General features: G+C 51.2%; 17 protein-coding genes and 4 tRNA genes. 12 read left to right on the forward strand and 9 right to left on the reverse strand.

Going from position 1 to position 20,724, the window contains the following annotated elements; translation table 11 throughout:
- Nucleotides 1–122: 122 nt before the first annotated feature.
- The 3 genes from hutG to hutC form a co-directional block, all read right to left on the reverse strand.
- On the reverse strand, nucleotides 123–1,127 hold the full coding sequence (gene hutG, locus ACF8PK_RS08480; RefSeq protein ID WP_392440757.1) for a formimidoylglutamase: 1,005 nt from the start codon (nucleotides 1,125–1,127) through the stop codon (nucleotides 123–125).
- Nucleotides 1,120–2,322: an imidazolonepropionase gene (hutI, locus tag ACF8PK_RS08485; RefSeq protein ID WP_392440759.1), complete on the reverse strand. Its 1,203-nt coding sequence runs from the start codon at nucleotides 2,320–2,322 to the stop codon at nucleotides 1,120–1,122. The genes hutG and hutI overlap by 8 nt, the downstream gene beginning before the upstream one ends.
- Before the next feature lie 156 nt (nucleotides 2,323–2,478).
- Nucleotides 2,479–3,198: a histidine utilization repressor gene (gene hutC, locus ACF8PK_RS08490; protein ID WP_055466577.1), complete on the reverse strand. Its 720-nt coding sequence runs from the start codon at nucleotides 3,196–3,198 to the stop codon at nucleotides 2,479–2,481.
- A 316-nt stretch (nucleotides 3,199–3,514) separates the two neighbouring features.
- Here hutC and yqfB point away from each other — a divergent pair, with 316 nt between their 5' ends.
- Complete coding sequence (gene yqfB, locus ACF8PK_RS08495; RefSeq protein WP_154181057.1) at nucleotides 3,515–3,832, forward strand: N(4)-acetylcytidine aminohydrolase; 318 nt, start codon at nucleotides 3,515–3,517, stop codon at nucleotides 3,830–3,832.
- A 63-nt stretch (nucleotides 3,833–3,895) separates the two neighbouring features.
- Here the strand turns inward: yqfB and ACF8PK_RS08500 are convergent, their stop codons facing one another.
- Together ACF8PK_RS08500 and yeiP are read right to left on the reverse strand one after the other, a co-directional pair.
- Complete coding sequence (locus tag ACF8PK_RS08500) at nucleotides 3,896–4,216, reverse strand: HI1450 family dsDNA-mimic protein (RefSeq protein WP_004726220.1); 321 nt, start codon at nucleotides 4,214–4,216, stop codon at nucleotides 3,896–3,898.
- 4 nt (nucleotides 4,217–4,220) lie between these two features.
- The gene (gene yeiP / locus ACF8PK_RS08505; protein ID WP_004726219.1) at nucleotides 4,221–4,787 is read right to left on the reverse strand and encodes an elongation factor P-like protein YeiP; all 567 of its coding nucleotides are present in this window, start codon (nucleotides 4,785–4,787) and stop codon (nucleotides 4,221–4,223) included.
- 201 nt (nucleotides 4,788–4,988) lie between these two features.
- Here yeiP and ACF8PK_RS08510 point away from each other — a divergent pair, with 201 nt between their 5' ends.
- Nucleotides 4,989–5,756: a nucleotidyltransferase domain-containing protein gene (locus tag ACF8PK_RS08510; RefSeq protein ID WP_038151446.1), complete on the forward strand. Its 768-nt coding sequence runs from the start codon at nucleotides 4,989–4,991 to the stop codon at nucleotides 5,754–5,756.
- 15 nt (nucleotides 5,757–5,771) lie between these two features.
- On the opposite strand, the gene ACF8PK_RS08515 is transcribed toward ACF8PK_RS08510, so the two are convergent.
- Complete coding sequence (locus ACF8PK_RS08515) at nucleotides 5,772–8,135, reverse strand: DNA polymerase II (protein WP_158140864.1); 2,364 nt, start codon at nucleotides 8,133–8,135, stop codon at nucleotides 5,772–5,774.
- Nucleotides 8,136–8,581: 446 nt separating this feature from the next.
- Between ACF8PK_RS08515 and uvrY the strand changes: the two genes are divergently transcribed.
- The 7 genes from uvrY (at nucleotide 8,582) to ACF8PK_RS08550 (ending at nucleotide 12,368) form a co-directional block, all read left to right on the forward strand.
- Entirely contained in the window at nucleotides 8,582–9,226 is a 645-nt protein-coding gene (gene uvrY, locus ACF8PK_RS08520; protein ID WP_038151245.1) for a UvrY/SirA/GacA family response regulator transcription factor, read from the forward strand.
- Nucleotides 9,227–11,056 carry an excinuclease ABC subunit UvrC gene (gene uvrC / locus ACF8PK_RS08525; RefSeq protein WP_392440763.1) on the forward strand — a complete coding sequence of 610 codons (1,830 nt, stop codon included), beginning with the start codon at nucleotides 9,227–9,229 and terminating at the stop codon, nucleotides 11,054–11,056.
- 46 nt (nucleotides 11,057–11,102) lie between these two features.
- A complete protein-coding gene (gene pgsA / locus ACF8PK_RS08530) occupies nucleotides 11,103–11,660 on the forward strand; it encodes a CDP-diacylglycerol--glycerol-3-phosphate 3-phosphatidyltransferase (protein ID WP_004726215.1) in 558 nt (185 codons plus the stop codon).
- A 273-nt stretch (nucleotides 11,661–11,933) separates the two neighbouring features.
- A tRNA-Cys gene (locus ACF8PK_RS08535) sits at nucleotides 11,934–12,007 on the forward strand.
- Nucleotides 12,008–12,010: 3 nt separating this feature from the next.
- Nucleotides 12,011–12,086, forward strand: a tRNA-Gly gene (locus tag ACF8PK_RS08540).
- Nucleotides 12,087–12,182: 96 nt separating this feature from the next.
- Nucleotides 12,183–12,269: transfer RNA gene (locus tag ACF8PK_RS08545), tRNA-Leu, on the forward strand.
- Nucleotides 12,270–12,292: 23 nt separating this feature from the next.
- A tRNA-Gly gene (locus ACF8PK_RS08550) sits at nucleotides 12,293–12,368 on the forward strand.
- 464 nt (nucleotides 12,369–12,832) lie between these two features.
- Here ACF8PK_RS08550 and ACF8PK_RS08555 read toward each other — a convergent pair.
- Entirely contained in the window at nucleotides 12,833–13,897 is a 1,065-nt protein-coding gene (locus ACF8PK_RS08555) for a PQQ-dependent sugar dehydrogenase (RefSeq protein ID WP_392440765.1), read from the reverse strand.
- Nucleotides 13,898–14,291: 394 nt separating this feature from the next.
- Between ACF8PK_RS08555 and ACF8PK_RS08560 the strand changes: the two genes are divergently transcribed.
- Nucleotides 14,292–15,440: a GGDEF domain-containing protein gene (locus ACF8PK_RS08560; protein ID WP_004726213.1), complete on the forward strand. Its 1,149-nt coding sequence runs from the start codon at nucleotides 14,292–14,294 to the stop codon at nucleotides 15,438–15,440.
- Here ACF8PK_RS08560 and ACF8PK_RS08565 read toward each other — a convergent pair.
- Nucleotides 15,392–16,327, reverse strand: a complete 936-nt coding sequence (locus tag ACF8PK_RS08565; RefSeq protein WP_055466770.1) for a LysR family transcriptional regulator — start codon at nucleotides 16,325–16,327, stop codon at nucleotides 15,392–15,394. The two genes, ACF8PK_RS08560 and ACF8PK_RS08565, sit on opposite strands and share 49 nt — an antisense overlap.
- A gap of 8 nt (nucleotides 16,328–16,335) precedes the next feature.
- On the reverse strand, nucleotides 16,336–16,818 hold the full coding sequence (locus ACF8PK_RS08570) for a GNAT family N-acetyltransferase (protein ID WP_238770772.1): 483 nt from the start codon (nucleotides 16,816–16,818) through the stop codon (nucleotides 16,336–16,338).
- Nucleotides 16,819–17,168: 350 nt separating this feature from the next.
- On the opposite strand from ACF8PK_RS08570, the gene pheS reads away from it, so the two are divergent.
- Together pheS and pheT are read left to right on the forward strand one after the other, a co-directional pair.
- Nucleotides 17,169–18,152: a phenylalanine--tRNA ligase subunit alpha gene (gene pheS, locus ACF8PK_RS08575; RefSeq protein WP_004726210.1), complete on the forward strand. Its 984-nt coding sequence runs from the start codon at nucleotides 17,169–17,171 to the stop codon at nucleotides 18,150–18,152.
- Nucleotides 18,153–18,170: 18 nt separating this feature from the next.
- Nucleotides 18,171–20,558: a phenylalanine--tRNA ligase subunit beta gene (gene pheT / locus ACF8PK_RS08580; RefSeq protein WP_392440768.1), complete on the forward strand. Its 2,388-nt coding sequence runs from the start codon at nucleotides 18,171–18,173 to the stop codon at nucleotides 20,556–20,558.
- Nucleotides 20,559–20,724 lie beyond the last annotated feature (166 nt).

Consider the following 20,724-nt stretch of genomic DNA (forward strand, 5'->3'; position numbering starts at 1 on the left):
TTATGTTTGGGTGGCGAACCCCGTTGTGTCGAGTCAGGGTTCGCCGTTTCATTTGTTTGGCTCGTTTTCCGTTGAGCGTTTTCGGGTTTGTTGTTTCGCGTTGGCTGGCCCGTGGCTAACTATCAGCGCACATTTTTCTCGGCCATGGTGTTGGCGATATCCCAACACAATCGGGCCGCGAGGCGGGCGGTTTGATGGTCGATATCGTAAGTCGGGTTGTATTCCGCAATATCGGCAATCATGAGTTTGTTTTTGTAGTGCAGAATCCGGTCGAGATATGGCGTCAGCGTTTCTAAACTCACGCCGCGCGCCGCGGGCGCACTCACGCCCGGCGCAGTCGCGGCGGGGAACACGTCCAAATCGATGGTGAGATAGAGATAATCACAGTCATCGATGAAGTGCTGGAGTTGCGTCATGTGATAGATGTGGTTGGCTTGCGACAGCGCGCGATCTTCCACATACCACACGCCCAGTTCATCGGCGCGTTCAAACAGGGCGGCGGTATTGCTCGCGCGGCTGACACCCAGACAGGCGTAGTGAAAACACCAGTTGTGCTCGGCGCAATAGTGCTGAATCTGATTAAATGGTGTGCCTGAACTCGGTTTGACCGGGGCCAGCGCCGATTCAAAGGCACGCAGGTCAAAGTGCGCATCGAAATTGATGATGCCGATGCGTGGCTGGGTGATGCCTTGCGCATGCAGATGCTGAGCCAAGCCTTGAAATGTCGCCCATGCGACTTCGTGACCACCGCCTAACACAATCACTGGCGTATGAGATAGCGCTTTCGCCACCACGTGTGCGCAGCGCGATTGAGCCTGTTCCAAGGCGTCGTCATCACAATGAATGTTGCCCAGATCATAGAGCGCTGAGCTGCGGTGCCATGCCATGTTGGCCAGCGCCTGTTTGATGAGATTGGGCGACTGAGCAGCGCCAACGCGCCCTTTATTGCGCGCCACGCCGGCATCGCATTCAAAACCGACCAAAGAGACGGCATGGTGTTCGCCTTTGAGTTCAATGGCTTGCAAGCATTGCATCACATGGTGAACCCGTGTGCCCAGTGAGCCATCTTCAGCGTCGTGACGGCCGAGCCATTGGTAGTCATGGGAAGTTTGAGGGACATTAATCATGGCAGAAAGCTCCATCCACAATTCGTGCATGTAAACGAGGAACGCCCACCTGATAGCTGAGATCCGCCGGGTGGTCGATGTTCCAAATCGCAAGGTCGGCATCAAAGCCTGTTGCAACTTGACCTCGTGTTTCTGCAAAGCCCAGTGCTTTGGCGGCGTGAACGGTTACGCCACGCAGCGTTTCTTCTGGGGTCAGGCCGAACAGTGTGCAGCCCATGTTCATCATTAAGGTTAGATCGGCAAACGGCGATGTGCCCGGGTTCATGTCGGTCGCCAGTGCCATCGGCACCTGATAGGCGCGCAATGTCGAAACCGGTGGCTTTTGCGTTTCACGCAGGAAATAAAACGCACCCGGTAGCAGCGTGGCGACAGTTCCGGATTCAGCCAGCGCTTTGACGCCGTCTTCGTCGAGGTATTCAATATGATCCGCTGACAAGCCTTGATAACGGGCGGTTAAGGCCGTGCCACCCAGATTCGACAGTTGCTCGGTATGACCTTTGATCTGCAAACCATGTGCTTGGGCGCACTGAAAGACACGCTCAGTTTGCGCGAGATTAAACCCAACCGATTCACAGAAGACGTCCACGCTGGTGGCCAGTTTTTCTTCCGCAACTTGCGGAATGATGGTTTGACAGACATGCTCGATGTAGTCGTCCGCGCGGCCGATGTATTCCGGTGGCAGCGCATGGGCAGCCAGCAGCGTCGTGGTGATTTTGACCCGGCGGTGATTTTCCAGCGCTTTCGCGGCGCGCAGCATTTTCACTTCGTCGTTGAGCGTTAAGCCGTAACCGGATTTGACTTCGACCGATGTCACGCCGCTTTTTAGCAGGCCATCGAGCCGTGGCAGGGCCAACTCCACCAGTTCATCCACGCTGGCACGACGTGTCGCTTTGACCGTGGAAATAATGCCGCCCCCTTGCGCCGCGATGGTTTGATACGGTACGCCTTGCAAGCGCATTTCAAACTCATTCGCACGGTTACCGGCGTAAATCAGGTGGGTGTGGCAATCAATCAGTCCAGGCGTGACCAGTTTGCCACTGCAATCAATGCGCTTGGCATCGGTGTCGATGGCCTTTGCGCTGATGGCAGTCATTTGACCGTTTTGGATCAACACGTTCATCGGCTCGCTGGGTTGGTAGCCAGCGCTTCCGGCTTGCATGCTGACAATGCGTGCGTTGGTCAGAATCAGTTCCATGTTTCCCTCGGTCAGTCATGCATTGGTCATGACTCAATGAGCACTTCAGCGTGAAGTGTATTTGTCTATTTAAATGTATATACAATTAATAGTGGAAACGAGGGGTGTCGGCAAGGTTGATGTTGCAAAAATGTGATCAGCTTTCGGTCTTCAGGTTTAATTGTCGTCCAGCAATACTTTGGACGTGAGCTTGTATTTAGAACCCGGATGATAGAGCAGGGCAGAGCTGACCAGCTTATCGCCACTCCACGTGCGGCGGTTGAGCAGCAGGCATGGCTCGTTTGGGTTGAGTGCTAGCGTGGCTTTGATGTGGCTATCGGGCACGATGGCTTCAACGGTGTGTTCTATCGCGCTGAGCGGACAGTTTTCTGAGAGGTATTGATTGGGTGTGATGCGCGAGAAATCTTGCTGGAGATAGTGGGGCGCATAACGGGCGTTGACCCAGCGCACTTCCAGTTGCAGCGGCGCATCATTGGCGTAATGAAGGATCTCGCTGTAAAACACCGGCGTGCCGAGCATCACCCCCAACTTGGTCGCGACGCTTTCGTCGGCAATCATCTGTTGCTGCTGCATCACTTTGCTGTGGTAGCGTTTCCCCCGGCTGACCACTTCATCGGCGATGTTGCGAATATCGAGCAGCGGGGATTCAGCTTTCTCTTCCGGCGCGCAAACGAAGGTGCCCAAACGCGGACGGCGCTGCAATTTGCCTTCCGTCACCAAGTCGCGAATCGCTTTATTGACCGTCATTCGGCTGACATTGAACTGCTCCGTCAATGCCATTTCTGTCGCGATGCGATGGCCGACAGGCCAGCGACCGGATTCAATGTTATCCAGAATGAAGTGTTTGATCTGTAAATAAAGGGGAGATTCGGACATTGTGTTCTGCGTGATTAATTTGAATATACAAATAATCTAAAACTGCAAGACAAATTGCAATTGCTGCTGGAGGTTTTTGCTTCAGGGTGTTAGCAAGGTCTGATTTTTGAGGGCGCGTTTTCGTCAACGTATGGTGAAATCAGCACATCGAGGGGATAAATCAGACATGATCGTGAAATATGGCCGTTGAATCTGGTGATTTTCCCCCTGCGATCTCGCATAATCGCTGCGGTATTCGATATTTGCGCCTGCGCAAATTGAGGGTGCAGCGCTGTGTCGACCACAGTGTGGGATTGATTTGAATAAAAGGTGTGTTATGACAGCTCCAACAACCATGACGTTTTTCGCCCGATTTGAGCGCGACATTCTGGCGGGCAAGAAAGTGATCACGATTCGTGACGCCAGTGAAAAAGATTATCAGCCGGGGACGGTGGTGGATGTGAGTACGCTGGAGGAAGGACGTTGGTTCTGCCGCCTGCATATTGAGAGTGTGGAACCGGTTCAGTTCTCGGCGTTGACGGCATATCACGCTGAGCAGGAGAACATGACGCTGGATGAACTAAAGCAAGTGATCAGCGATATTTACCCGGGCATCGAAGAGCTGTATGTGATTACGTACCAGTTGGTGGAATAGCCTGGGTTGAGTAACCGACCGAAAATGAAAACGCCAGCGTGATGCTGGCGTTTTTGAAGCAGATTAATCGCGTTTCCACATCATGTGGCAAGCTTTCTGATCCGGGTCGCGGCTGATGAGCATTCGTGCGAACACATCATCTAATACGTCGTTCTCTTCGTTGACAAGGCCGATGCGTACTTCCGTGAACACTTCCTTATCGACTTCAAAACCAACCTGTTCATCCCAATCATCGCCCACTTCAACGATTTCTGCGGCGCCACGGTCATCAAATTGCGCGGTGAACAGAATCACGTCGGCTGGCTCTAGGTTGTCGGGTGCCATTTCGAGGAAAATATCGTAAGCGGCGTCGATTGCGTCGTCGTAAGAAATTAAATCAGACATGCAATTACGCTCGGCTCATGAATTTACGTTCAGTGGTGTTCACGATCACGCGTTCACCCGTTGCGATGTATTCAGGAACTTGCACCACAAGACCAGTTGCGAAACGAGCTGGTTTAGTACGTGCAGAAGCTGACGCGCCTTTGATTGATGGGTCAGTTTCTTCGATCACCATTTCTACCGATGATGGCAGTTCGATTGCAACTGCTTTACCGTCAACCAGAACCACTTGCATACCTTGAATTTCTTCAGTGATGAACAGCAGCTCGTCTTCGATGTCAGCTTGTTTGAATGTGAATTGAGAGTAATCTTCGTTATCCATGAAGATGCACTCATCACCGTCTACGTAAGAGAACGAAATGTTGCGTTTGTTCATGTCTACGGTATCCAGGAAATCGTCCGATTTGTAGCGCTCATCTACACGTGCACCTGTGGTTAGGTCAGTACAACGCAGTTTGTAGATTTTAGAACCACCACGGCCACCTGGAGTGGTCACTTCGATATCTTTGATCAGTAGCGTTTTGCCGTTAGATACGATCGCAAAACCTTTTTTCAGTTCACTTGCCTTTGGCATGGAATAATTTCCTTCGTTCTTAAATTCGGCGCATTATAACTAAAGCAGTGGGGGAAAAGGAATATCTGAGATGAGACTAAACTCGCTGTTCTTTCGCTTAATGTGTAATTCTTCAGCAACGGATTCGGCAAGGTATTGATTCAACGGTAGCCTTGGGCGAACATAACGCTGTCTCTCCATGAACGGATATTGTTTTTGACCATGAGTTTGCCAGTGATCGATCCCCAACAGCCTTTTCAGCCAGAGTACCAACCGGCGATTGCCGATTTGGTGAAGTTTCTGCGTGCCGGGCTTGGCGAACGTCTACACAGTATCTACTTGTATGGCAGCGTGGCGCGCAAAACCGCGCGGCCGGGCGAATCTAACCTCGATGTGGTGGTGATCACCAAGCGCGGCTTTGACGACAACAAAACTACGCTGCTCAACACCATTCGTTGGCGTTTTCAAAAAAGCTTTCCTTTTATTACCGATGTGTCCGTCAAAACGGCCTTGGTGAGTGATGTCGCGACGCTCGACAGCATTTTCTCGTGGGGATTTATGCTGCGCCACTGCTGCGTCTGTGTCTACGGTGACGATCTGGCCGAATGTTTTGGCCATTACGAACCGAGCTGGGAAATCGCTAAGCACTGGAACCAAGATGTGGGCGACTGGCTGACCTTCTACCGCGATAAAATTGCCAAAGCAGGCAATGCGGCCGAGCAGAGTGCGGCACAAAAGACGATTGCGAAAAAGCTGCTGCGGGCCAGTTATTCGCTGATCATGTACCGCGACAAGCAGTGGTTTGACGATCCGGCGGCGTGTGGCGCGCACTTTTTACGTTACCATCCTGAAAAACAACAAGACGTGGAACGGCTGACGATTCTGCTCAGCGGCCGCGTCATTCCCAAACGCTCGGTCATTGGCCTGCTCGATAGTTTTGGCCCGTGGCTGGTGAAACAGTACGAGAAAACAGAATTTCGTATCGGTTAACCAAGACGAGTTGACTCAAAACAAGCCGAGCTGAGGCGCGCTGATCTGTTCAAACTGACGACCGATGAACGGTAAAATGGCATCGGCAACCGGTTTGAGCTGCTTATCGATGTAGTGTTGATAATCCATCGGGCTGTTCATGTACTCTTTCGGTTCAGGGCCATTCACGGTGATACAGTACTCAATCAGGCCGCGATTCTGGTATTGCAGTGGGCGACCAAGGCGCGCATTGATGTCATCGGCCATGCGCGCGGCGCGGACTTGCGGCGGCACATTTTTTTGGTATTCGTGCAGTTTGCGGCGCAGGCGCTTTTGATACACCAACTCGCTGTCGTATTCGCCAGCCAGCGTTGCTTCCACCGTGGTACGAATGTAGTCATCCGGCGCTTCGCCGTGGAAAATCATCCAGTAAAGTTGGTGTTGAAAACGCTGTGCCAGTGGCGTCCAGTCGGTGCGCGCACTTTCGAGTCCTTTAAACACCATGCGTTCTTTGTCGCCTTCTCCAATCAAACCCGCGTAGCGCTTTTTCGACCCGGTTTCTGCGCCGCGGATGGTCGGCATCAGAAACTTGCGATAGTGAGTTTCATATTCAAGCTCCAAAATTGAGGTTAACGCGTATTCCTGCTGCAGGTGATTCGTCCACCATTGGTTGATGTGCTGAACCAAACCTTGGCCAATGGCATCGGCATCGTGCTGGGCATGTTCACGACCCAGTGAGACAAACGTTGAGTCGGTGTCGCCGTAAATCACTTGGTAGCCCTGCGCTTCAATCAGTTGCTTGGTTTGCTTCATGATTTCGTGCCCGCGCATGGTGATACTGGACGCCAAACGGGTATCAAAGAAGCGGCAACCCGATGAACCGAGCACGCCGTAAAACGAGTTCATGATGATTTTGATCGCCTGCGAGAACGCTTTTTCATTGTTCTTTTTCGCCACATCGCGCGCCGCCCACAAGGTTTCGATCATCTGCGGTAGGAAATGTTTGCTGCGGTGGAACTGGCCGCCGCGAAAGCCGGGAACGGCTTGGTCGGGTGCGTTGCCCAGCGGTTGTTGCAATCCTTCAATTAACCCCATTGGGTCAATCAAAAATGAACGAATAATCGACGGATACAGGCTCTTAAAATCAAGGACTAGCACCGAGTCGTACAACCCGGGAATGGAATCCATCACATAGCCGCCGGGGCTGGCGAGCCAATCTTCGGAGTGCAGATTCGGTGCGATGTAACCCGCTCGATGTAACTGGGGCAAGTAAAGGTTGGTGAACGCTGCAACGGAGCCGCCAATGCGGTCCAATTCCACCCCTGTCAGGCGCGAGCGCTCAATGGCGAAATCCAACAGGTGCGTCTGGGTAAAAATCTTATTCACCAGCACGCAATCTTGCAGGTTGTATTTCGCCAGCGAGGGTTTGTCTTCACGGTACATGCGGTTGATTTCATCCATTCGGTCATGCACGTTGTGAATCTCTTTGCCTTCGCCGAGTAATTCTTGCGACACCGATTCCAATGACCAAGAACGGAAGTGATACGTGGCGGTTTTTAGCGTGTCGATACCATCGAGCACCACGCGACCGGGAATGGTGATGAAGCCTTGTTGCGTTTGACTGGCACTGCGAAAGAAACTCGGTTGTTTGGCGCGCCCCAACATCAGCTTCATCTTGTGCCATTCGGCCCGTTTGTGCAGCAAGCGAAAGTCAAAATCAATCACATTCCAGCCGATAATCACATCGGGGTCGAAACGCTCAAACCACTCAATCAGCGCCTGCAGCAGGGCGTATTCATCGGCAACCCATTGAATCGGCGTGTCGGCTTCTTGCGGTTCCCCAATCATGATCACGCGGCTATCGAGCGGGCTGTCGAGCCCGATGGAGTAGAGAATACCTTTCTCGGAACATTCCAAATCCAATGACACCACACTCAGCGCGGGCAGGTAATCGCCCTGACGGCATTTTGCCTGGCGCACTTGACGGTAATCGGCATGAGGTGTGATGTTGCCGGTAAATTCAACGCTGCCTTTGACAAAGCGCTCCATTAAATAGCGATCGGCAAGGCGAATGTCTGCTTCCAGCGTCAGCAGTTGCGCTTGTTCCAACTGGTGGGCTAAAGATTGCGCGTGTTGGATTTGAATGCAGTAACACGCGGCCAGCGGTTCTTGGTCGAATGATTTCAGCGGCAGCGGGCGAATCTCCACGGTGATCTGATGCTGCTGGGCGATCGCCTGCGCTGCATCGATGTCCTGCTGGCGAATAAAGAACACCGGTTGCTCACCACGAATGATCAACTGCGTGGGGCCTTGGTCGGTGGCGAGCCAGAGTTCAATCTGGGTTTGGCCTTGGATATCACGCGCTTGTCGAGTTAATAAGAAGCCTTGCTGAATACTCAAATCGCTATTCCGGTATTGATATTAATAACATTCTGTTTGATTGAGCAGAGACTATATCAAAATTCTGAAAGTGGGGAGATTAATGGCAGGAATATCTGCCTTGTCAGCATGATAATTCGTCATATTGGCACGCTTTTTAACCGGAATAATATTCACCAAGTGGCTGAGAATGAGTCAATTTTTATTCGTTACCGGATCCCGTTCAAACTATTGAATGATGACGATAAAAATGACGCAAACGGTTTGATATAATTCTTAACTTGTTGATTTAATAATCGATTCTCAATCCGTGATGGTGAGCAAAAATAAGTGCTTGCTAAACTTTGCGTTTGAGCACATATTCAGAGTAAGAAAATATTCCGAATTTAAGTTAGACTAAGGCAGCCAAGCTGCTATCCACTATCTCAGTGGGTGCAGAGCCAATTAATAAGTGTGGAGATACAAGTTTGATAAGTGTTTTCCTTGTAGATGATCACGAGCTGGTTCGCACAGGGATACGACGTATTATTGAAGACGTCCGTGGAATGAACGTAGCAGGGGAAGCTGATAGCGGTGAAGAAGCAGTGAAGTGGTGTCGTAGCCAACATGCTGACGTCGTACTGATGGATATGAACATGCCGGGTATTGGTGGCTTAGAAGCCACAAAGAAGATCCTGCGCTTCAATCCTGACGTCAAGATCATCGTTTTAACCGTTCATACAGAGAACCCGTTCCCGACTAAAGTGATGCAAGCCGGAGCCGCGGGCTATTTGACCAAAGGTGCAGCACCTGACGAAATGGTAAACGCCATTCGTGTGGTGCACAGTGGTCAACGTTATATTTCTCCGGAAATTGCCCAGCAAATGGCGTTAAGTCAGTTTTCACCCGCCTCCGAAAACCCATTTGCCGATTTGTCCGAACGTGAACTTCAGATCATGCTGATGATCACCAAAGGACAGAAAGTGACTGATATTTCGGAACAATTGAATTTAAGTCCGAAGACGGTCAACAGTTATCGTTATCGACTATTTGCGAAGCTCGACATCAGTGGTGATGTGGAACTGACGCATTTGGCGATTCGACACGGAATGCTCGACACTGAGAAGTTATAAGTGTCTTCATTTGATTCGACCTCCTTTCTGAAAACAGTAACCAATCAGCCCGGCGTGTACCGCATGTACAATGCCGAGGCTGAGGTTATTTATGTCGGTAAAGCCAAAGATCTCAAAAAGCGTCTTTCCAGTTACTTTCGCAAGAAGATAGACAGCGAAAAAACACGGGCGTTGGTGACGCACATCGAGAAAATCGATGTGACGATCACGCATACCGAAACGGAAGCGCTGATCCTTGAGCACAACTACATCAAGCAGTACCTGCCAAAGTACAACGTGCTACTGCGGGATGATAAATCCTACCCATATATTTTCATCAGCGGTCATCGTCACCCGAGGCTGTCGATGCATCGTGGTGCCAAGAAACGCAAAGGCGAATACTTCGGCCCGTATCCGGATTCCGGGGCGGTGCGTGAAACGCTACACCTGATTCAGAAGATCTTTCCGGTGCGTCAATGCGAAGATACGGTTTACAGCAACCGAACACGCCCGTGCCTGATGTATCAGATCGGTCGCTGTGCAGGGCCTTGTGTCAGCAGCATTATTTCTGATGACGACTATGCCGAACTGGTGAACTACGTGCGCCTGTTTTTGCAAGGCAAAGACAAACAAGTGCTGGAAATCCTCATCGATAAGATGGAAAAAGCCAGCATGGGATTGCGCTTTGAAGATGCGGCTAAGTTTCGCGACCAGATTCAGGCCATTCGCCGAGTGCAAGAGCAGCAATTCGTGTCTGAGGACAGCATGGACGACATGGACGTGCTCGGTTTTGCGCAGGAAAAGGGCATTGCCTGTATCCATATTTTGATGATTCGTCAGGGCAAAATCCTTGGCAGTCGCAGCCACTTTCCGAAGATTCCACACAACACGTCGCAAGAAGAGGTGTTTGAGAGCTTCCTGAGCCAGTATTACCTCAGCCACAATGAAGCGCGGACGATGCCAAGCCGTATCTTGTTGAATGATGGATTGCTGGTGGATGCCAAACCAATGCAGGATGCCTTAACGCAATTGGCGGGTCGCAAAGTCACTTTCCACGTTAATCCAACGGGCACGCGTGGGCGCTATTTGAAGCTGTCGAACACCAACGCGCTGACGGCGATCACCACCAAGATTAACCATAAGATGACCATCAATCAGCGTTTCAAAGCGCTGCAAGATGAGTTGGGGATCGACAACATTACTCGCATGGAGTGTTTCGATATTTCGCACACCATGGGGGAAAGTACCATCGCCTCATGCGTGGTGTTTAACCAAGAAGGCCCGCTCAAGCAGGAATATCGTCGCTACAACATCACGGGCATTACCGGGGGTGATGATTATGCGGCGATGGGGCAAGTGCTCGAGCGCCGTTACGGCAAGCAGTTAGATGTCGACAAAATTCCAGACATCATCTTTATCGATGGCGGCAAAGGGCAGTTGAACCGCGCACATGAAATCATGACGCAGTGTTGGCAAGATTGGCCGAAGCGTCCGCGGCTGATTGGTATTGCCAAAGGGGTCACGCGCAAACCGGGTCTGGAAACGCTGATCACCACCGATGGCGATGAATTTCATTTGCCAAGTGATGCACCTGCGCTGCACTTGATTCAACACATTCGTGATGAAAGCCATAACCACGCGATTGCTGGTCACCGAGCCAAAAGGGGTAAAACGCGTCGCACCAGTGCACTGGAAGGCATTGAAGGGGTTGGACCCAAACGTCGTCAGGCGTTACTCAAATACATGGGTGGTTTGCAAGAGCTCAAACGTGCAACTGTTGAAGAAATCGCCAAAGTGCCGGGCATCAGTCATTCTTTAGCAGAAATCATTTATCAAACATTGAAACAATAAGAAAAATACCGCACCATAAACGCGCAGTCGATAAGAGCCTAAAAATATGCGTTTTAACATTCCCAATATTCTGTCTTTAGTACGACTTTTTCTGATCCCAGTCTTTGTCGTGTGTTTCTACTTACCTTACCACTGGGCTCCATTTGCAGCAGCGATGGTGTTCTGGGTTGCAGGGTTCACCGATTGGTTGGATGGGATGTTGGCGCGAAAACTCGGGCAGACGTCGCGTTTTGGTGCGTTTATCGACCCGGTTGCCGATAAAGTGTTGGTCGCCACTGCGCTGATTCTGATTACTGAGTACTACCACAACATTTGGATCACCATTCCTGCGGTTACCATGATTGCGCGCGAGATCATCATCTCTGCACTGCGCGAGTGGATGGCGGAAATTGGCAAACGCGCCAGTGTTGCTGTGTCTTGGATCGGTAAAGTGAAAACCTTGACCCAAATGTTTGCATTGTGGGTGCTGATTTGGCGCTACGACGACTGGATGGTTTGGCTGGGTTACGCTGCGATTTACGTGGCGACCATTTTGACCTACTGGTCAATGGTGCAATATTTGGCGGCCGCCAAAGACGATCTACTCAGCGAAGAACATCAATAGAAAAGCGGGCGAAAGCCCGTTTTTTTGTCTCTCGATTTTTGTTTTAGGTTGAGCGAGTATTTCGCCATGAAATGCTCGGTCTGAGTTCGGTTATCTTGTGGAAATATCGAGCTTTTTTGCTAGTAAACTGAGCAAATCAACGCTTTTTGAATGCAAAATAGACAAACGATTTAAAATCAAAAAAATTGTGTTGACTCATTTCATCGAATCCGTAGAATGCATCCCGTACTCCAGAGGAATGCCGCAATGCGGTGAGCCTTGAAGAGTGTCAGAGGCGCGTTGGCAGAGTGGCCATGCAGCGGATTGCAAATCCGTGGACCTCGGTTCGACTCCGGGACGCGCCTCCATTTGCGACACTAGCTCAGTTGGTAGAGCGCAACCTTGCCAAGGTTGAGGTCACGAGTTCGAACCTCGTGTGTCGCTCCAAATTACAGTGATAGGATCGACAATCGGTCGTGTTACTTCGATTTGAGTATCGTTATTCGATGCTTAGATGGTGTTACCATCGCAACAATTTTGTGTGCCCTGGTGGTGAAATTGGTAGACACAAGGGATTTAAAATCCCTCGACTTTCGAGTCGTGCCGGTTCAAGTCCGGCCCGGGGCACCATCTCTCTACAATATGTAGTTTATGCGACACTAGCTCAGTTGGTAGAGCGCAACCTTGCCAAGGTTGAGGTCACGAGTTCGAACCTCGTGTGTCGCTCCAAACAAGAAAAGCCCGACCAGAAATGGTCGGGTTTTTTGCTATCTGGCGGATGCGAAGAGGGCGAACCTCGTGCCCAAGCTGGTCGCGTCGTTCCAAACAAGAAAAGCCCGATCAGAAATGGTCGGGCTTTTTGTTATCTGGCACATGCGAAGAGGGCGAACCTTGTGCCCAAGCTGGTCGCGTCGCTCCAAACAAAGAAAGCCCGATCAGAAATGGTTGGGCTTTTTGCTATCTGGCACATGCGAAGAGGGCGAACCTCGTGCCCAAGCTGGTCGCGTCGTTCCAAACAAGAAAAGCCCGATCAGAAATGGTCGGGTTTTTTGCTATCTGGCACATGCGAAGAGGGCGAACCTCGTGCCCAAGCTGGTCGCGTCGTTCCAAACAAAGAAAGCCCGATCAGAAATGGTCGGGCTTTTTGCTATCTAGAATTTATTATCTGATATGGCTTTCAGCGCATTGTAACTTTACGGCTTGAGGCGATAAATATTGCCGCTGTCGGTGGAGAAGTAGATCCAGTCATCGGGTGAACGGCGAATATCGCGAATGCGCTCGTTCAGTGACTCCAGTAATCGCGTCTCTTCTATGGCGCTCTGGTTGTCATCCAACGTGATCACGTTGATGTGGGTGAGCTTGAGGGCGCCCGTCAGCAATTTACCATTGAGTTGCGGGTAGCGTTGACCGCGGTAGAGCAATAAGCCGCTGGGGGCGATTGAAGGAATGTACACTTTCCTTGGGGAGTCGATGCCGTCCGCTTCTTCACTGTCGCCGACAGACACCGGCCCCCAGTATTCTTTACCATACGATGTGGTTGCCCAGCCATAGTTGGCGCCTTTACGAATCAGATTGATTTCATCGCCGCCTCGCGGGCCGTGTTCAATTTCCCACAAGGTTTGGCTGGGGGCATCGTAATACAGCCCTTGCGGGTTGCGATGGCCATAGCTCCAGATCTGTGCTTGTGCGTTGGGATTGCCAGCGAACGGGTTGTCATCGGGCGTCGTACCATCAAGGTTTAAACGCAACACGCTACCTGCATGGGTTCGGCGATCTTGCCCGTTCGGGCGCATACCGCGATCGCCAATAGTGAAATAAAGGTGGGTCGCGTCAAAGGCAATGCGGCTACCGAAGTGACGCGTTGTGGTGGAATTGGACACAGTGATCAATACGTCTCGCCATGCCGTGACAGTTTTTCCGTCCCAGCTCGCCATGGCAAGCGTGGTATCGACGCCGGAATCGTGTTGTTTACTGTAGGTGAAGTAGAACACGGTGGGGTCATGAGGTGAGAGTGCCACATCGAGCAAGCCGCCTTGACCACTCGCAGCCACTGAGGCCACTTGAAGCAGAGAGGTTTTGGTCTGCGTTTTGAGGTCCACCAGTACAATATCGCCATTTCTTTCCGTCACCAGAAGTTGATCGTTGGAGACAAAACTCATTCCCCAAGGCACCAACAGGCCACTCATCACTTTCTCAGCTTCCCACGTAGCCGCGTTGAAACTGCAAAGCCACATTAATATGCACAGTCGACGCACCATATCCTCATCCTTCACGTTGGGCGATAGAGAGAGTTTAGCAGCCTTTCACGGCCTATTCGTTTGTGTTCAGGGATGGTTGACGCTGTTGATCGCTCATTTATTCGTTAGGTGTGACACGTCATGTGTTGTCGCGCGTCATACTTTGGTCGAGTCCTCTGCGCGGGCAATGGCGTTGATTTTTCATGAAAGTTTCTTATCTATCTGTTTTTAAGATGATTTATTTCATGTTGAGTGGCCGTTTGGGCGGCGGCTATTTCACTTTGGCGCAGTGACGCGTCCATATTTTCTGCTTTATCTCACAACCTATTGATGGTTTCTATGGCATAGTCATTACACTTATTGTGGTTTTATGCATTGATGGTGAATTCTTTACGCGACGGAGCCTCTGCTTGATATGAAGTCATTCCAATGGGATCGGTATTTTGAAACGGGCATCGATGATGTCGATGAACAGCATCAATATTTGGTGGGGTTCATTAATCGATATGGCGAGTTACTGTCGGAAAATAACGTCTCATTGCAAGACGTGCGTATGGCGTTGTTTGAACTCTCACGCTATGCCGAATTTCATTTCAAGGAAGAAGAGCAGTTAATGCGTGATGTTGGCATCGCTGAGGCGCATCTGAGTGAGCACATTGATGTTCATCGTACCTTTATGTCGGAGATTTTCAGCATGCAGGCGTTCCTCAGTGAAAGCGATGAGCGGCCTGCGGTGCAATTGTTGGAGTTCCTGATCCACTGGCTCGCTTACCACATTCTCGGTATCGATCAGAACATGGCGCGGCAGGTCAAAGCGATTGAGCAGGGCCTCTCGGCGCAACACGCGTATGAGCAAGAAGAACGACAACGAGACAGTGCGACGGAGCCGTTACTCAATGCGTTAAATGGTTTGTTTGAACAGGTGTCGGAGCGAAACCGCGAGCTGATTCGCGTCAACCAATCGCTGGAAGAAAAGGTGCATGAACGCACGCAACAGTTGATGCAAGCGAATCGGCAGCTTGAAGCCTTATCGATGACTGACAGTTTGACAGCCTTACCCAATCGCCGCAAAGCGATGCGCCAGTTGGAAGCGTATTGGAACGAATCACAGCAGCAAGGGTTGCCGCTGGTGTGCATCATGATTGATGCAGACTACTTCAAACAGGTAAACGACAGTTGTGGTCATGATGCGGGCGATCGCGTGTTGATGGCGCTGGCGCATACGTTAAAACATGCGTTTCGTAGCGATGACTTAGTGTGCCGGCTTGGGGGCGATGAGTTTTTGGTGATTTGTCCTAATACCGATCTCGATGGCGGCGTGCACATTGCAGAACTGACGCGTCAGCAAGTCAACAACCTGTTGGTGCCTACGGGCATGGAGCCTTGGCGGGGGAGCATCAGTGTCGGCGTGGCGGAATCCCATGGGTTTATGAACGATCACCATGCGTTGATTAAGCTCGCCGATACGGCGGTTTATCGCGCTAAAAAGGCGGGCAAAAACCGCGTTTGTGTGGCTCAATTTGAAGAAGTGATGAGCGCAGAGCCCAAGGCCAACTTGGCTTGAAAATCACGTTGCAGATGGGCAAAACAGAGTTCGCGAAACCAACGGTGCTCATCGTCATTTTGGAATTTTGCATGCCACAGTAAGTAGTAATTGTGCGTGGCCAATTCAAACGGCGCACTCAGTACCGCCAACGGGTAACGCTTGGCGTATTGCGCAGCGATATGCAGCGGCACCGTGACCAAGCAGTGTGTCCCAATGACGGTCTCCAAAGCCAAGCGAAGGGAAGGGAGCGTCGCGAAAATGCGGCGTTGTTTCTTGTGCTGACGAAACAAGTTATCCACCTGTCGCGTCTCTTCATGTAAGTCACTGACCAGAATATGCCGCGCGGAGAAGTAGTGCTCCAGCGACATGCCGTGTGTGGCGATCTCATTCGTCTGACAGCAGCAAATGACATAATGGTCACTGGCCAGGCGTTTACCGTACAAATTCTCTGGCACCGTGACCGCCAATGTGCCCAGCAAGTCAAAGTTGGTTTCACCCAATTCACTCAGCGGTGCATTCTGCCACAGCGAGGTTTGAATGCCCGCTTGCGGGGCCTTCTCATACAGTTCAGCACAGAGCGCAGGCAGAATATCCATGGAAATGAAACTGTTGAACGCGAGTCGGAAAGAGCGGTCGCAATGTTGAATATTGGCTTGCGGCGGTAAATACAATTGATCGAGCTGAAACAGCAACGCGGGCAGGCGCTCTTTGAGCTGTTCGCCCCGCTGTGTCAACGTAAACTGCTGGCCATCACGGATGAGAATCGGATCCTGAAACTCGTCGCGAATCAAGCGCAGCGCCTTACTCATCGCCGGTTGAGTCACGTTCAGGCGGCGCGCGGCATCCGTGAGATTGCGGGTTTCAAGCAGCGCCATCAGCGCAGGCAGCAGTTTGTAGTTGTTCATCCGTGTCCTTACAGCGTTTTCAGCATCCACACATCGCAGCCGTTGTGTTCGGTGCCGGGCATCGCCGAGGGCAAGTGCTCAAACCCCAAACTCTCATACAAACGCACTGCGGTACTCATATTCGACAGTGTGTCGAGGTAACAGTGCGTAAACCCTTGGTGCTTGGCAAAGGCGAGGCATTGTGTGGCCAGCGCTTTGCCCAAACCATGACCACGACTTTCCGGCAACAAGAATAGCTTTTTGAGTTCGCAGACGGAATCACTGCCGTTGAATGGCGCGATGCCGCCGCCACCGACGATCTTGCCGCCCAGCGTTGCAACCCAATAGCCACTGCGATTTTGAGCCACATAATGCTGGCTCATTGCCAGTACTTCATCATCGGATGGGCCGAAACCGTCGCCAATTGCGCCAAATTCAGCACCGACGCTTTTAATGATCGTGCAGATGATGGGATCGTCGTCTGCGCAGATGGGCTGGATGTGTGTGTTCATATCGACCTCGAAAAATGATGAAGATGGAGTCGTCACCTTACGTGGGGATGAGTATAAACAGAAATCAAAATATTCACTAATCACCATAACCAAAAGTGATAGCTGGCGAAAAATAATCGGAGGGTCAAATTCGGCTGTTTAACAAATAAACGAAAGCGCCTTTTCCTGCGGTTGAAAGTGTGATTCAGGCCGATTTCAATTTGGCTTTGACAGCAGCTTTCGTTACTATGTACAGCTATTTGAAAAACCCCAAGAATCCCTTATGGTCAGCCTATCGGTACCCCAAAAGGGCACCAAGGTCACCCTTTTGGGCTCCTTAAGGAAACTGCTCATCAGCAGACGAGGAAACGATGCAACATCTACAAGAGATTATTGCTAACGCGACCGCAGCCATTAATGCTGCAGAGTCGTTAGTCGCACTGGATGAAGTGCGTGTTCAGTACCTGGGCAAAAAAGGTGAGCTGACGGCTCAGCTGCAAAGCCTAGGCAAACTTCCACCAGAAGAGCGCCGCACTGCTGGTCAGGAAATCAACGTCGCAAAAGAAACGGTTCAAAAAGCCATTGCTGCGCGCAAAGACAGCCTGCAACGTGCAGAGCTGGAAGCGAAGCTGGCGGCAGAAACCATCGACGTGACCCTGCCTGGTCGTCGTATCGAGAACGGTGGTCTGCACCCAGTCACCCGTACGATCGAGCGTATTGAAAGCTTCTTTGGCGAACTGGGCTTTACCGTTGAGTCTGGTCCTGAAATCGAAGATGATTTCCATAACTTCGATGCGTTGAACATCGCCGACGATCACCCAGCGCGTACTGACCACGATACCTTCTTCTTTAATCCAAAGTTGATGCTGCGTACTCACACGTCTGGCGTACAGATCCGTACCATGGAAGAGAACCAGCCGCCGCTGCGTTTCATCGCACCTGGCCGTGTTTACCGTAACGACTACGACCAAACACACACGCCAATGTTCCACCAAGTGGAAGGCATGCTGGTTGACGAAAACGTCAACTTCGCACAGCTAAAAGGCATCCTGCACGACTTCCTTTGCAACTTCTTTGAAGAAGATCTGGAAGTGCGTTTCCGTCCATCTTACTTCCCATTCACTGAGCCTTCAGCAGAAGTGGATGTGAAAGGTAAGAACGGTAAATGGCTGGAAGTACTGGGCTGCGGTATGGTGCATCCAAATGTACTGCGCAGTGTGGGTATCGACCCTGAAAAATACTCTGGTTTCGCATTCGGTATGGGCGTTGAGCGTCTGACCATGCTTCGTTACGGTGTGAACGACCTGCGTGCGTTCTTCGAAAACGACCTACGTTTCCTAAAACAGTTCAAGTAATCCAGAGGTTTAATCACAATGAAATTCAGCGAATCTTGGCTTCGTGAGTGGGTTAACCCTGCGGTTACCACGGACGAGCTTACTCACCAAATTACGATGGCCGGCTTGGAAGTTGACGATGTCCTTCCGGTTGCGGGAACTTTTACTGGCGTGAAAGTGGGCCACGTTGTGGAATGTGGTCAGCACCCAGATGCCGACAAACTGCGTGTAACCAAAGTGGATGTGGGCGAAGAAGAACTGCTCGACATCGTGTGTGGCGCGCCAAACTGCCGTCAGGGCCTCAAAGTCGCGGTTGCGACGGTTGGCGCTGTACTACCAGGCGATTTCAAAATCAAAAAAGCGAAACTACGTGGTCAGCCTTCTCACGGCATGCTGTGTTCTTTCTCTGAACTGGGGATTGATGTTGAATCCAACGGCATCATGGAACTCGCGGAAGATGCCGTAATCGGTACAGATTTCCGTGAATTCCTGGCGCTAAATGACGTCACCATCGATGTTGACCTAACCTCAAACCGCGCCGACTGTTTCAGCCTGCGTGGTATGGCGCGTGAAGTGGGCGTACTCAACCGCGCGGATGTAGCTGAGCCTGCCGTTTCACCTGTTGCACCCACGATTGATGCGAACATTTCGATTGAAGTGAAAGCACCAGCGGCGTGTCCTCGCTACTTGGGTCGCATTGTGAAGAACGTCAATGTTCAAGCGCAAACGCCATTGTGGATGCAAGAAAAACTGCGTCGTTGTGGCATTCGTTCCATCGACCCAATCGTTGACATCACCAACTACGTGATGCTTGAGCAAGGCCAGCCAATGCACGCATTTGATCTGGCGAAGATCGAAGGCGGCATCGTGGTGCGTCTGGCAGAGCAAGGCGAGAAACTGACGCTGCTAGACGGCAACGAAGCGGAACTCAATGCCGACACACTGATCATTGCTGACCACAACAAAGCGCTGGCGATTGCGGGCATCTTTGGTGGCGAGCACTCAGGTGTGAGCACTGAAACCAAAGACGTGCTGTTGGAATGTGCATTCTTCGCTCCGGATCATATTCGTGGTCGCGCACGCAGCTACGGTCTGCACACCGATTCTTCTATGCGTTACGAACGTGGTGTGGATTACGCACTGCAACACGCTGCGATGGAACGTGCAACACAACTGCTGATCGACATCTGTGGTGGCGACGTTGCACCGGTTGTGGCGGCTGAATCTGATACGGATCTGCCAAAACCAAACACCGTGGCTCTGCGCCGCACGAAACTAGACAACCTGCTGGGTCACCACATCGCGGATGCGGACGTGGTTGAAATCCTGCAACGTCTAGGCATGAGCGTTGAAACCACAGCGGAAGGCTGGACAGCGACAGCGCCAACTTGGCGTTTTGACATCGCCATCGAGCAAGATTTGGTGGAAGAAGTTGGCCGTATCTACGGTTACGACAACATTCCAAACCAAGCGCCGGCGGCTGCACTGAACATGAACCTGCACAAAGAAGCAAACCTGCCTCTGAAACGCGTTCGTGATCTGCTGGTTGACCGTGGTTACCACGAAGCCATCACATACAGCTTCGTAGAGCCAGAACAGCAAAAACTGATCGTGCCAGATGTAGAGCCTTTGATTCTGCCAAACCCAATTTCAGCAGACATGTCTGCGATGCGTTTGAGCCTGATTCAAGGTTTGCTGAACACAGTGGTTCACAACCAAAAACGTCAGCAACCACGCGTTCGTCTGTTTGAACAAGGTCTGCGTTTCATTCCGGATCAAGCGGCTGAAAACGGCATGCGCCAAGAGCCGATGTTAGCGGGCGTGATTTCAGGAACTCGTGGTGAAGAGCACTGGAACCTAGAAACCGCAACCGTTGATTTCTTTGACTTGAAAGGCGACGTGGAAGCGATTCTGGAACTGACTGCGAACGGCAAAGCATACAGCTTCGCTGCGGCAAAACACCCAGCGCTGCACCCAGGCCAATCCGCTGCGATTGTTCTGGATGGCAAAACGATCGGTGTGATCGGTACGGTTCACCCAGAGCTTGAGCGTAAATTTGGTCTGAACGGTCGTACCATCGTGTTTGAAATCGAATGGTCGGCGATCAACACCAAAGTGATCCCAGAAGCGGTTGCACTGTCTAAGTTCCCATCAAACCGTCGCGATATCGCGGTTGTGGTTGACGACGCGGTGGCATCTGGTGACATCGTGAAAGCGTGTCTGGCGCAGGGCGGCGAATTCCTAAAAGACGCCAAACTGTTTGACGTTTACGTGGGCAAAGGCGTTGAGGATGGCAAGAAGAGCTTGGCAATTGCTCTGACGCTACAATCCGCTGAACGTACGCTGGAAGATGCTGATATCGCCGGTGCGGTTGAAGCCATCGTGGCTCATGTCTCCGCGAAATTTGGTGCCACACTGCGCGACTAATGGTCGCAAATTGTGTGAAAAAGCAGGCTCGAGAGCCTGCTTTTTTTATTCCGAATGACTTGCATTTGCCCCATCGGTTGGCGCATCATTTGGAGCAACCACCTGATTTACAGATAAATTTAAAAATTTTTTTTGGCGTAACGAAAATTTTTTCCTACGCTGTAAT

This window comes from Vibrio sp. CJQ_6, assembly GCF_043106745.1.
Classification (GTDB): Bacteria; Pseudomonadota; Gammaproteobacteria; order Enterobacterales; family Vibrionaceae; genus Vibrio; species Vibrio furnissii.